This window comes from Dactylosporangium cerinum (assembly GCF_042653625.1).
Classification (GTDB): Bacteria; Actinomycetota; Actinomycetes; order Mycobacteriales; family Micromonosporaceae; genus Dactylosporangium; species Dactylosporangium cerinum.
In genome coordinates this window covers 385,111-397,760 of sequence record NZ_JBHSIU010000018.1, presented here as the reverse complement: position 1 = coordinate 397,760, position 12,650 = coordinate 385,111, and the positions used below count along the sequence as shown (strand labels likewise).

Annotated in this window: 7 protein-coding genes; 2 read left to right on the top strand and 5 right to left on the bottom strand. The window is 73.8% G+C overall.

The window, feature by feature from the left end:
- The first annotated feature begins 113 nt into the window (after positions 1-113).
- A complete protein-coding gene (locus tag ACFPIJ_RS17400; protein WP_380116073.1) occupies positions 114-4,820 on the top strand; it encodes a hypothetical protein in 4,707 nt (1,568 codons plus the stop codon).
- Positions 4,821-4,836: 16 nt separating this feature from the next.
- On the top strand, positions 4,837-6,327 hold the full coding sequence (locus tag ACFPIJ_RS17395; RefSeq protein WP_380116071.1) for an eCIS core domain-containing protein: 1,491 nt from the start codon (positions 4,837-4,839) through the stop codon (positions 6,325-6,327).
- A 4-nt stretch (positions 6,328-6,331) separates the two neighbouring features.
- On the opposite strand, the gene ACFPIJ_RS17390 is transcribed toward ACFPIJ_RS17395, so the two are convergent.
- The 5 genes from ACFPIJ_RS17390 to ACFPIJ_RS17370 form a co-directional block, all read right to left on the bottom strand.
- The gene (locus ACFPIJ_RS17390) at positions 6,332-9,079 is read right to left on the bottom strand and encodes an AfsR/SARP family transcriptional regulator (protein WP_380116069.1); all 2,748 of its coding nucleotides are present in this window, start codon (positions 9,077-9,079) and stop codon (positions 6,332-6,334) included.
- A 93-nt stretch (positions 9,080-9,172) separates the two neighbouring features.
- Positions 9,173-9,727 (bottom strand): RICIN domain-containing protein, encoded by a 555-nt coding sequence (locus ACFPIJ_RS17385; protein ID WP_380116067.1) that lies wholly within the window; start codon positions 9,725-9,727, stop codon positions 9,173-9,175.
- 93 nt (positions 9,728-9,820) lie between these two features.
- Positions 9,821-10,927, bottom strand: a complete 1,107-nt coding sequence (locus ACFPIJ_RS17380; protein ID WP_380116066.1) for a nucleoside hydrolase — start codon at positions 10,925-10,927, stop codon at positions 9,821-9,823.
- 88 nt (positions 10,928-11,015) lie between these two features.
- Positions 11,016-12,110, bottom strand: coding sequence for a hypothetical protein (locus ACFPIJ_RS17375; RefSeq protein WP_380116064.1), 1,095 nt, complete (start codon positions 12,108-12,110; stop codon positions 11,016-11,018).
- Complete coding sequence (locus tag ACFPIJ_RS17370) at positions 12,107-12,616, bottom strand: SigE family RNA polymerase sigma factor (protein ID WP_380116201.1); 510 nt, start codon at positions 12,614-12,616, stop codon at positions 12,107-12,109. The genes ACFPIJ_RS17375 and ACFPIJ_RS17370 overlap by 4 nt, the downstream gene beginning before the upstream one ends.
- Positions 12,617-12,650 lie beyond the last annotated feature (34 nt).

The window sequence follows — 12,650 nt, the reverse complement described above, 5'->3', positions numbered from 1 at the left end:
GCGTTTGTCTGAAGGGTTCGATTCCCTACGCCGCAGCAACAGTGGTGAAGCCGTGTCCTTCGGGGCGCGGCTTCATCCGTGCCCGGCGGTCCACTGTGGACCCAGGGGGCGGCGTGCCCGGCGGTGAGCTGACCGCCGAGGCGACCCGCGCCCCGGCACCCAAGCCCACGGCGACCCGGCCCCGTGGCGCGACGGTCCCGCCGGCGCAGCGGCCGCGCGGCGCCGGCGCGCAGGTGCTCGCGAAGTCGCCCGCCGGCCAGCAGGCGGCCGCCGGCCCCGTCCCGGTCGCCGCGACCGGCACCACCACCGCCGAGGTCCTCGTCGACCTGCAACGCATCATGGCCGGCTTCCCCGGGATCGAGGGGGTGGCGGTCCTGATCGTCGACGGCCAGACCGCCCAGGTGTTCGGCTGGCCCGACAAGCCGCTGACCCCGCGCCTGCGACTGATCCCGGGCAAGGCCGAGATCGGCTCCGCCGCCATCTCGACCCAGATCGCCGGCACGGGCCGCACGCTGCACCCGCTGGTACGCGGGCCCGACGGGAAGCTCTTCTTCGCCCGCGACCTGGTCGTCGGGGCCAGCAGCGGCGACCTGAGCACCGCGTTCAGCCCCGACGACATGGCCACGATGCTGCGGGTCGTCGCCGGGTACACCGACCTCGTCACCGTCTTCCCTGGCGCGCCGGCCGGCCAGGAGGCGCTGCCGCCGCCACCGGACAACGCCGACGTGCCGGAGCTGTTCAAGCCGTCGAACGCGGTGCCCGGCGCGATGCTGAAGGCATACCCGGCCGACCTGCAGCCGCTGACGCCGCTGGTGACCGCGACCAACAGCACCGGCAGCTTCCTGATGCACCTGGACAAGACGACCGGCACGCAGGACACCCTGGACGCGGTGACGAACATCCTCCAGCCGGTCACGTTCCGGTGGGAGGTCGTCAAGCTCCACCCGAAGGACGGGGTGCAGGACAAGCTGGCCGCGCTGATCGAGGCGTACCGCGCGGAGCAGGCGTCCGCGCGTGACGCAACCAGGCTCGACGCCGTCGTCGCCGGTTTCGAGAAGCGGGTCCGGCACGCCGAGGAGGACCGCGAGGTGATCCTCGGCGAGCGGCCGGAGGAGCAGGGCTATGTCGAGCAGGCCGTGCGGCGGCTCACCGCGGACCTGCTGCACGACGCGCGGATCACCCTCGGAGTCGCCGGTGAGATCGCGCTGACCGTGATCCGGGCCCTGCTGCCGGGCCCGGGCATGCCCACCGTCGACGACATCATCGACATCCCGTTCCGCGAGGAAGGCCTGTACCTGGTCCGCGGGCTCGCCACCCCGCAGCCCGGCGACTCGCCCAGCCACACCCGCGCCACCTCGGTGGTCGGCACGTTCGTCGAGGTGCGCAACCTGGAGGCGCTGGCCCGCAACGCCATGCCGAGCCAGCAGACCCAGCGCGACGAGTTCACCAAGGCGGCCGACGACCTGGAGGCGCAGATCGAGGCCGCCGTCGACCGGCTCGCCGAAGGGGAGATCCCACCGGCGGAGGCGAAGCAGCTGGACGCGAAGGTGGAGCAGGCCGAGGCGCAGCTGGCGTACCTGCGGGCGAAGGCCGAGGCCGCGGGCGACCCCAGGACCGGCGTCAAGCTCGACCACGACGAGATGGCCCGCCAGGTCGCCGAACTGGAGAAGCTCCTGGCGGAGAAGACGAAGAAGGGCGGCGTGGCGGACCCGGACCTGGAGCGGCGGATCACGGCGATGAAGGCCGAGGCCGCCCGGCTCGCCGGGCAGCTCGGCCGGCTCGACGCGGCGAAGGGCGACCTCTGGACGACCGTCACACCGATGAACGCGGTGCTCGTCGACGACGCCACAGGCTCACCGACCGACCTGCTGTTCACGATCACCGCCCGCACGTACGTCACCCGCTCGCCGATCGTGGAGATCGCCGACGTCACGGCGGCCGAGGGGCGCACCGCGTCGGGCAGCGGCGCGACCCTGCCCGATGCCTGGGCCGCAGCGCTGCAGGACCTGCGGCGCAACCTCGGCCGTGGCCGCGGCTACCTCAACTACCGGCCGCCGGCGCCGTACGACAGTTACCAGGTCGACGTGCCGAACCCCATGCGGCTGCAGATCGGGTTCACCGACCAGCTGGTCGAGACCGTCGACGACGCCGCGAACGTGGCAACGCTCGCCGCGCTCATCGCCGTGCCGTTCACCGGTGGGGCGTCCCTGGCGGTCCTCGCCCCGCTGGGCGTGCTCGGCGCGGCCACCAGTGCATACCGCATCCTCGACCGCGCCGCCTACGGCAACCTGAGCCTGGACGCCGCCGCGATCAGCGACCTGCTCAACATCGGCTCGCTCGGGCTGGGCAAGATCGGGCCGGCGGGCCAGTTCGCCACCCGCAGCCAGATCATCTTCAGCCGGGGCGGACAGATCGGTGCCCGCCTCTTCGACGCCGGCGGATACCTGGTGATGGGCTACCAGCAGTGGCAGTCCTTCACCACGCCCAGCGGGAGCGCGGATCCGCGCGTCGACCAGGAGCGGCGACTGCTGGCGTTCCTGCAGTTCCTGCAGGCGGGTGCGGTGCCGGTGGCCAGCCACCTGTGGCCCGCCGGCCACGCCCCGACCCAGCTGCCCGGCGCCGAGCCGGCACCCCGACCTGATGGCGCGCCGGTCCCGAAACCTGACGGTCCGCCGGTGCTGAAGCCCGACGGGCCGCCGGTGCCGCAACCGGAGGCCCGGCCGCCGGTCGGGGGACCGGTCGTCGAGGCGCCTCCACCGCCGAAGCTGCCGGTCCCGGCGCCCGAGCTCAAGGCCGGCCTGCCGCCCGGCCTCGACGTGGACGTGCTGCGCGACGCCGGGCTGACCGGCGACACCGTCCGGGTGCACTACACCCTCGACCGGTTCGGCCTCGTCGCCGACGTCCACATCCTGGCCGGCCCGCTCGCCGGCGCCGAACAGGTCGGCAAGCACGCCGAGACGGCGCAGCTGATGCTGCGGTACAAGGGCGTCTCCGGACTGATGCGCGTCCTGCTCGACCGGGTGACCGGCCTGCTCGACCCGAAGGCGGCCCCGCCACCGGTCGGCTCCCGGGCCTGGGAGGCGATGCTGGAGGTCCGCAAGCTCCCGGCGATCATCGAGTACCGGATGCGCACGCTCGCCGAGAGCACCGACCCGGAGGCGGTCGGCCGCGCCGTCACGGACCTCGCGTACCTGGAGGCCCAGCTCGACCTGCACCGGTCCACATTGGACCGCTGGGACCTGGAGCGCGGCGTGGGCTACGTCGCCGCGGAGGGCTCGCACCACGACGACGCGGTCAAGGCCGGCTACCCGCCGCTCACGGACGCCCCGGGGCACTACTACGAACCGGCTCCGGGCGGCGGGTACACGCTGCACCAGCTCGCCGGCAGTACCGACCCGCCCAAAAGGCTTGTCAAGGAAGGGAAGAACTGGGTCCTGAAGGACCACGTCCGGCCCGATGCGCTGGCCGGTGCGCTCCGGCCCGACCAGCACGCCAAGCTGCTCAGCCAGGTGAGCGCGCCGGAGGCCGCGGCGCTGGCGCATTTCCTGGGCGACTACCTGCCGGTCGCGGTCGACCTGCCCACCATCGGCTACCTCAAGGAACTGGCCGCGATCGCGGTCGAACTGGAGGCCAACGCCGGCGACGCGAAGGTGGCCCGCGGCCTCGAACGGCTGACCGGCAAGGGCCAGACCCAACGCAGCCCGCTGAAGCTGGCGAAGCTGCTCGCGCCGCCGCTGCCGCCGGACCGGATCGCGAGCCTGCTGACCGTCGTTTCGCACAAGGAGTTCCCGGTGTACCAGACCCGCTGGACCCGGGAGATGGCGCTGATGCCGGAGCTGCTGCGGTTCCTGGAAAGCGCCGGTGGGACCGAGCAGTTCCTGACGATGTACACCGACGCGCCGCTGATCAACGGCTTCCTGGAGAAGGTGCCGGGCCGCACCGAGGCCGAGGTGCTCGACCTGGCCCGCCAGATCAAGGCGGCCAAGACCCGCAACGAACGGCTCACCCTGGTCGGCGCCGGGCCGCGGCCCAAACCGCCGCCGCTGCCGGCCGACCTCCAGCTGCCGGCGGCGGACGTCGCCGCCCGGCTGCCGGAGGGCGAGAAATGGGTCAAGGAGCACCGGGACCGGCCGGAGAACGCCACCGCCGAGAAGCCGTTCGCGGGCACCCCGGAGGAGGCGCACGCCTACGCGGAGTACCTGGCCCGGCGCGACGATCTTGAGGCGCGGGTCGCCGACTACCAGAAGTTCAGCCACCAGGAGCGGCTGGACCTGCTCGACCGGTTCGAGGCGATGATGCGCGGCTACACGTTCCAGGTCCAGTGGGTCAACAACTGGCGTGGCGCGCTGAGCGAGCTGCTGTTCATCCCGGCTACCCGGCAGCTGGACAAGGTGCGGATCCCGCACCCGCCGTCCAGCGGCGGCGGGGTCAGCGTCCTGGACTACTCCCTGGCGGCGAGCGATCCGGCACCGTCGCGGCCGCCGTCACTGCCGAACGGGTCACCTGAGTACATCCGCTGGGTGGAGCAGAAATCCGACCTGATCACCGCGCCGGCCGGCACCACGGGTGTCTACGCCTACGCCAAGGCCCGGGCCACGACGTACGCGAAGCACGCCGCGCTGGACTACCTGTCGTTGCGGCACAACACCGCCAACAAGCACGACGTCATCTTCATCGAGTTCGTCCGGCCGGCCGGCAACGCGGCCACGGAGGCCGCGATGCTCGAGGTCCTGTTCACGTACGACCCGCCGGTCCAGGCGGTGCGGTTCGCCGACGGCCCGTGGCAGTCGCGCGCCGACTGGCTGAAGACCCGGCCCTGACCTCGCGGAGGCCATCATGTCCTACGAACACGAACCGGCGCCCGAGCCGGAACCCGGTCCGGTGCGGGCGCGGCGGTCCACCGGCGACCGGTTGGACCCCGCGGTCGAACAGGACCTCGGCGAGCGCTTCGGCGCGGACTTCTCCACCGTGCGGGTGCACACCGGCCCGGACGCCGGCCGGTCGGCCGGCGCGGCCCGCGCCGCCGCGTACACGGTCGGGGAGGACATCGTCTTCGCCCCCGGCCGGTACGCGCCACGAACCGGCCCGGGGCGGCGGCTGCTCACCCACGAGCTGGCCCACGTCGTCCAGCAGCGGGCCGACGGCGGTCCACAGTCGACGGTCGGGCCGGTCGACGACACCGGCGAGGGATACGCGCACCGGGCCACCGAGGCGGTGGAGGCCGGCCGGCGACCCGACCCACCCGCTGCGACCGGGCGGCCGGGACCGCGCGTGCAGCGCTCGCCCGACGTGCCGGACACGCCCGCGCGGGACGACAACGCGCGGCAGGCGGCCGCGTTGAAGCTGCGCCTCGCCGCGGCCCGCGCGCAGGAGGCGGCCAGCAACACGTCCAGCGCCGCGGTGCCCACCCTGGAGGCCGAGCTGTCCTGGCGGGAGCAGCTGGCCGCCGAGCCGGACCTGACCCGGCAGCGGATCATCTTCCTGCGTGCCCAGCTGCGCCGGCTCAAGCAGCAGCTGGTCGTGGCGCCGCCGTCGTCGGAGCGGGAGCGGCTCGGCGAGACGATCCACGGCCATGAGCTGGCGCTGGCCACCGCCCTGGAGACCAACATCGCGCGGCTCAGCGCGGAGGCGTTGCGGCTGCGGGAGGTGCTCGCCGGCGCCACTGACCCGGCCGCGAGCCAGACCCTGGTGGCGGTCGAGGCGGAGCTCCTGGAAAACACCGCCGACCTCGCCTTCCTGCGCCGCGTCTTCAAGCCGGCCACCGCGCCGGCGGTCGCCACGAAGTACCTGAAGGAGGTCCGTCCGCTGCCCGGTGGCGGCTGCATGACGGCCGTCTACAAGGGACTGGAGGCGCTCTACACCCCGGCGACCTCGAAGGAGATCCAGACGACGGTGCAGGCGGACGCGGCGCGCATCCTCGCCCAGACCAAGCGGGACACCAACCACGTCGACCGGATCATGGAGACGGTGCGCTCACGGGGTCTGGCCGGTCCGGTCAACCTCGCCCGGTACGACGGCCGGCGCGGCGCCTGGGTGCCCACCGTCGAGCAGACGGTGCTCAATCTGGTCAGCGCCGACTACCCCGGCTGGTACTTCTTCGGCCTGTCGGTTTCCGGCGCGTACCACTCGGTGATCATCGCCGTGGACAACTCGTCCGGCGGCACCCCCCAGGTGTACTGGCTCGACCAGTACAGCAAGGGCTTCACCAAGAACGTCACGGGCAAGCTCGACGCGGCGGTGCGGCAGTACGAGCCGGGCTACGGGTTCGCCGACTGCAAGGTCTGGGCGCTGCTCCCGGCACCCGACGCGGTCGTCCCGATCCCTTGAAACGTCAGATGGTGTCGAGCTTGCGTCGCACCTCGCCGGAACGGTCATCGCCGAGGGCCTCGAAGTGGCGCAGGGCCCGGCGCCAGCTGTCGCCGGCCGCGGTGCGGTCGCCGGCGGCGTGGTGCCGGTCGCCGGCGTTGACGAGGATGTCGGCGGCGGTGGGACGGTCGCCGAGCTGCTCGAACAGCGCGATCGCCTTCTCGTAGCAGCGCGTCGCCTGGGCGTGGTCGCCGAGGTGGTCGTGCGCGACGGCGAGGCTGTCCCAGGTGCCGGCCTCGCCGTGCCGGTCGCCGAGCTGCTGCAGCAGCTGCAGCGCCCGCCCGCACAGGTCCAGGGTGCGCCGGTGGTTGCCGAGCTGGGCGTGCAGCCAGCCCGCCGCGTTGGAGGTCCGGGCCTGCCACAGCACGTCGCCCGCCGTCTCGAACAGGTGCAACGCCTGCTCGCTGTGGGTCAGCGCGTCGCCGTGCCGCTGCTGGGCCTGCAGCATCCAGCCGATGTTGTGGTGCGTGCGGGCCTGCCCGACGGTGTCACCGAGCGCGCGGTAGAGCTCGAGGGCCCGGTCGAGGTGGCCGGCCGCGTCGTCGAAGCGGCCGACCCGCGCCAGCGTGCGGCCCAGGTCGCGGTGCACGTGGGCGCGGCCGGCCAGATCGCCGGCCCGCAGCAGCGCCTGCAGGGCGACGGACTGCGTGTCGATGAGGTCGTCCCAACGGCCCAGCCACTCGAGGTACGTGGTCAGCGTCCACGCGAGCTTCCACACGTGGTCGTCGAGGCCCTCGTCGGCGCCGCCGCGCACCGCCGCGAGGAGCACGGCGTCCTCGGCGGTGAACCAGGCCATCGCGGCGTCGCCGTCGCGGACCCGCTCGACGGTCACGCCGGCCACGGGACGGGTCAGGCCGGCCGGCGCCCGGCCGGAGTCCAGCCGCAGCACCGCACCGTGCGCGGCGTGCAGGTAGTGGTCGAACACCCGGCGGACCGCGTCGGCGCGCTCCGGCGTCCGGCCGGCCTGTTCGGCGGCGTAGCTGCGCAGCAGGTCATGGAAGCCGTACCGGCCGGGAGTGTGCTCGGTGAGCAGGTTCGCCTCGACCAGCTCGTGCAGCAGCGCCCGCACCTGCGGCACCGTGCCCCCGGCGAGGCTGGCCGCGGCCGGTGCGCCCAGGTCCGGGCCGGGATGCAGGCCCAGCAGGCGGAACAGGCGCGCGGCGGGGTCGGTCAGCGCCAGATACGACCAGGAGAACACCGCGCGGACGTCGGTGATCGGGTCGCCGCCGTCCAGGGCGTTCAGACCGCCGGCGGTGTCGCGCAGCTGCGCCGCCTGCGCCGCGAGCGACGTGCCGGGCCTCGTGGCGGCGTGCGCGGCGGCGATGGCCAGGGCCAGGGGCAGCCGCGCGCAGCGTGCCACGATGTCCGTGACCGCGGCGGGTTCGGCGGCGGCACGGGCCGCGCCGAGCCGATGGGTGAGCAGCTCGCGGGCCTCACCGGCGCTCAGCAGGTCGAGCGCGAGCGGGTAGGCACCCTCGGCCGCGACCAGCGGCGTGAGCTGGTTGCGGCTGGTGACCAGCACCAGGCAGCCGGGCGTGCCGGGCAGCAGCGGGCGGACCTGGTCCGCGTCGCGGGCGTTGTCCAGGATGATCAGCACCCGTTTGCCGGCCAGGAGGCTACGGAACCGGGTGGCCCGCTCGTCCAGCGCGGCCGGGAGCTGCTCGTCGGGCCGGAACGCGCGCAGGAAGCCCCGCAGCGCCTCCGCCGGGTCCATGACCGCGCCGCGGTGGTCGAAGCCGCGCAGGTTCACGTACAGCTGACCATCGGGGAACCGGTCGGCGACGCGGTGCGCCCAGTGCACGGCGAGGCTGGTCTTGCCGACGCCGGGCGGCCCGGACACGGCGCACACGACCATGCTGCGCGCAGCTCCCTGCGCAAGGGCGTCGAGCTGGGCCACGCTGCCGGCGTGGCCGGCGAAACCGCGCACCGCCAGCGGCAGCTGCGCCGGCGCGGAGACGGTGGCGGCCTGCGGGGCGGCCAGGTCCAGGGCCGCGTCGCCGCGCAGGACGGCGGCCTCCAGGTCGCGGATGCCCGGCCCGGGGTCGAGGCCCAGTTCGTCGGCGAGCGCCTGGCGCAGCCGCTGATACGTGGCGAGGGCGTCGGCGGGCCGCCCCGACCGGTGCAGCGCGGTCATCAGGTGGGCGTGCAGCCCCTCGTCGAGCGGGTGGTCGCGGGTGAGCCGCTCCAGCTCCGGCACCAGCTGCGCATGCTCGCCGAGCTGCAACCGGCTCTCGACGAGCGCCGCCTGCGCGTGCAGCCGCAGCGCCTCGAGGCGCTCGGCCTCCAGGTCCAGTCCGGTCAGCCCGGCGACGTCGGCGAGCGGCCGGCCGCGCCACAACGCGAGCGCGGCGCGCAGGCACCGCACCCGCTCGGCCTGCTCCTGCGTGCCGGTCCCCTGCTGGATCAGCCGCTCGGCGACCGCGACGTCGGTGGCGTCGTCGTCCAGCGCGAGGAGGTACCCGGGCGGGCGGGCCAGGATCGTGTCGCGGCCGCCCAGCACCTGCCGCAGGTACGACACGTGCCGCTGCAACGTGTTCACGGCTGTCGCCGGCGGGTCCTCGCCCCAGACGGTGTCGATCAGCCGGTCGGTGCTGACCACCTCGCCCCGGCCCATCGCCAGGGTCGCCAGCACCGCCTTGCGGCGCAGGCCCGGCACCTCCCGCGGCGCGCCGCCGAGCGTCACGTCGATCGGCCCGAGGAGCCTGACCTGCATACGTTTCCCCCACCCGTCCGACGACTGGCAAGGGTATCCGGCGGCCCCGGGGGTGCCCGGTCGGCGACCTGACACCCCCGGGGCCGATTTCGGTCAGGCGCCCAGGATCCGCCACACCTGCGAGTTGGCGCCGTTGAACGGCCGGGTGACCGCCCGGAAGTCCTGCGCGCTGGACAGGTACGCGTCCAGGTACCGGCCGCTGCTGACCTGCTGGACGGTGTAGAACGCGCCGCCGTAGTCCTGCAGCCGCCACAGCTGCGTGGCGTCGAACGTCTGCCTCGGCCGGGTCACGACCCGGAAGTCGAGCCCGGCGATCTCGTGCGCGTCGAGGTACCGGCCGCTGCTGGCCTGCTGCAACGTGTACACGCCGCCGCCCTGGTCGGTCAGCCACCACTTCTGCGTGGAGTCCGACTGGTAGGGCCGGGTGACCACGTTGTAGTCCTGCGACGCGATCTCGTGCGCGTCCAGCAGCCGTGCCCCGCCGTCCTGGGCCAGGATCACCAGCCGTGGCGGCGCGAGCGCGGCTCGCGTGGTGGTGGCCGCGTCGCCCGGTGCGGCCGACGCCGTGGCGGCCGACGCGACGAGCATCGCCCCCGCGGCGACGATCACCGCGAAGATCCGCCGGCAGTATCCGCTGTGTGCCTTCATGGTGCTACCTCCTGCTCAGGCCGACCGACGGGCTCGGCCGACCCGCCTACCGTCGCCGGAGGGGCTGAAACCACGCTGAAACGCGGGATGTCGTCAGGACTCCAACAGGGTGGCGACGAACTTCGCGTGGTCGTGGCCGACGGTGATGAAGACGCCGGAGCCGGGTGCGAGCCGGGAGCCCCAGGCCCCGCGTTCGCGGTACAGGTCGACCTCCGCCCACTGCGCGATCGACGGGTCGATCGCGCAGCAGGCCGCGAGCGGGTCGTGCAGCATCTTGCCCTGCGGGTCCGCCGACTCGCGGTGCTCCACGGCCGGTGGCATCGCCCGGCAGACCGGCACGGCGTCGGCGGTGACCGCGACGAGGTCGAGACCCCGGGCCGCGGCACCGGCGATCGCGTCGTCACGGCCGATCAGGTTGAGCGAGCCGTCGTCCCCGGCGAGGCGCACCTCGGTGGCGGTGATCGCGGTGTTCCGCGGCGGTGCGGGACGCCCGGCGTGCTTGTCCAGGTATCTGTCCATGCCCTGCCAGATCAGGCGGAGCGAGGTGGCGCGGTCGCGCACGGCGGCGACCTCGGCGTGCAGGGCACGGTCGTAGACGACGCCGTGGCAGACGTTCTTCGACACGAACCGCTTGCGGGCGATCGTCTCCGCCGCGATCACCGCGAGCGCCGACCTGCTGTCACCGTTGAGGTTGTACGACGGGCAGGTCGCCAGGCCGCGGAACTTCTCCAGCTGCCGTTCCGGCGGCACCACGCCCGCACCCGCGAAGCCGCCCTGCACGACGACCTCACCGAGCTGGAACCCCGGCAGCTTCAGCGCGCCGCCGAGGTTCTTCAGCGGCGCCCCGGTGACGAGAGTGGTCGACGGGCCGCACAGGTCGCGGAGCAGTTCGGGCCCCGGCACGGCGTCCGTCGACGGCGGCATGTCACCGAAGGCCGCGTAATGCCACGACGAGACGCAGGCCCCGCGCCGCCCCTGCCCGCCCTGCCCCGGGTCCCGGACCGTGTGCCCGAGGTTGAACGCACCGACCGGGATCGACCGGCCGAACCAGTCCAGGGCCCGCCGGACCACCCCGACCTGGTCCGGCGTCCCCGGTGTGACGGTGACGCCGATCAGGTTCACCCGCGGATGCCCGAGCAGGAGCAGCAGCGTGATGAAGTCGTCCGGATCGCTGGTCTCCATGTCCCAGATGACGTCCATCTGCCGCTCCCGCCCGTCCTGTCGACACCGCCGGGGCCAGGGTAGGCAACCCGCCCGAGCCCGTCATGCGCATTCCGGCGCCCGGGCCTCAGCGGACCGGGTCGTCCGTCGGGGGGCCGGACTGGATGCCGGTGAGCACGTGCAGTTGCTGGTCCTTGGTCAGGCCCGAGTCGCCGGGCTCGATGAGGTACCCGCGGCCGTCGACCACGATCCACGAGCCGTCCCGGCCGGACTGCACCTGCTTGCCGGCGTACGTGGTGTTCGGCTGCCAGTCGGCCGCGTCCGTGTCGGAGACGTGGAACGTGCCGCGGCCCGGCACCGTGAACGCGAAGCTGGCGGAGCCCGTGGTCCCGGTCCACTGCAGCGAGCAGGCTGACGTCTTCGTGCCGGGCGGGGCCCAGGTGAGGCGGAACTGCGCCGTGCAGCGCAGCACCCGGTCGTAGCGGACCGCGCTGGACACCTCCAGCATCGCGCCGCGGGCGTCGTCGGCGGTGATCACCGGCAGCGGGTCGGGCACGCTGTCGTGGAACCGCACCCAGGCCATGGCCCAGACGTCCGGCAACGGCTGCCAGCGCAGCGTGGCCATCTCCTGGCTCCAGCGCAGTATCCCGGTGGCGCCGCCGTTGATCCGCAACGGCTCGGTCTGCGGTTCGCCGGCGAACAGGTGCGCCGTCTCCTGGTCCAGGCGCTCCGCGGTCTGGGCGACCAGCACCGAGTACGTGCTGTAACCGAACTTCGAGGTCTTGCCGCGGCTGGCCTGGATCGTCTCCACGCCGTTGCCCGAGCCCCAGGCCAGGGTGAACGGGGTCGGGTCGACGGTGTCGAGGTGGATCTGGTGGCCCTCGCCGATCCGGCCGCCGGCGGTCAGCGGCGCCAGGGACGCCGCCGGCGGGCGCGGCTTCTCCACGACCGACGACGCGGCCGGCGATGAGGCGGTGGCGGTGCGGCTCGTCGGCGGCGCCGAGCCGCCGGGCGCCGGGGCGGTGGCGCCGCGGGGGAGCAGCGTGGTCGCGGCGAGCACGGCCGCGACGGCCAGGCCCGCACCGGCACCGGTGGCCAGGCGCCGGTTGCGGCGGTGTCGGACCCCGCGCCGGCGGGCGCCGTCGAGCAGGGCCTCGACGCGCACGTCGCCGTCGGCGCGTTCCTGCAGGGCGGTGGTGAAGACCGGGTCGATGTCGTTCATCGCGTGGCGTCCTTCCTGAGGGCCGGCACCTCGGCCAGCCGGCGGCGCAGGGTGGCCAGCGCCCGCATCGCCTGCGAGCGCACCGTGACCTGGGAGCACTGCAGGATCTGCGCGATCGTGGCGTCGTCGAGGTCCTCGTAGTAGCGCAGCACGAGCGTCGCGCGCTGCTTCGGCGGCAGTTCGGCGATGAGCTGCCAGGCGGCGTCGCGCTCGGCTGTCTCGGTGCCGATGTCGCCGAGCCCGGCCCGGTCCAGGTGCGTGGCCGACGTGTCGATCGCGACCTCGGTGGAGGAGCGCCGGCGCCGCCAGGAGATGTGCCGGTTCACGAGCATCCGCCGCACGTACACGTCGACGTCGTCGGCCCGGCTCACCCGGTCCCACCGCACGTAGGCGCGGCCGAGCACCTCCTGCACCAGGTCCTCGGCCAGGTGCCGGTCGCGGACCAGCAGCCGCGCCAGGCGGACCAGCCGGTCGCCGCGCAGCCGCACGTACTCGTCGAATTCGATCACCGCAGTATCGCCTTCATACCTGGCTCGACGC

Coding starts and splice junctions, on each gene's coding strand:
- ACFPIJ_RS17395 (WP_380116071.1), top strand. CDS start 4,837: ATGTCCTACGAACACGAACCGGCGCCCGAGCCGGAACCCGGTCCGGTG.
- ACFPIJ_RS17380 (WP_380116066.1), bottom strand. CDS start 10,927: ATGGACGTCATCTGGGACATGGAGACCAGCGATCCGGACGACTTCATC.
- ACFPIJ_RS17390 (WP_380116069.1), bottom strand. CDS start 9,079: ATGCAGGTCAGGCTCCTCGGGCCGATCGACGTGACGCTCGGCGGCGCG.
- ACFPIJ_RS17375 (WP_380116064.1), bottom strand. CDS start 12,110: ATGAACGACATCGACCCGGTCTTCACCACCGCCCTGCAGGAACGCGCC.
- ACFPIJ_RS17385 (WP_380116067.1), bottom strand. CDS start 9,727: ATGAAGGCACACAGCGGATACTGCCGGCGGATCTTCGCGGTGATCGTC.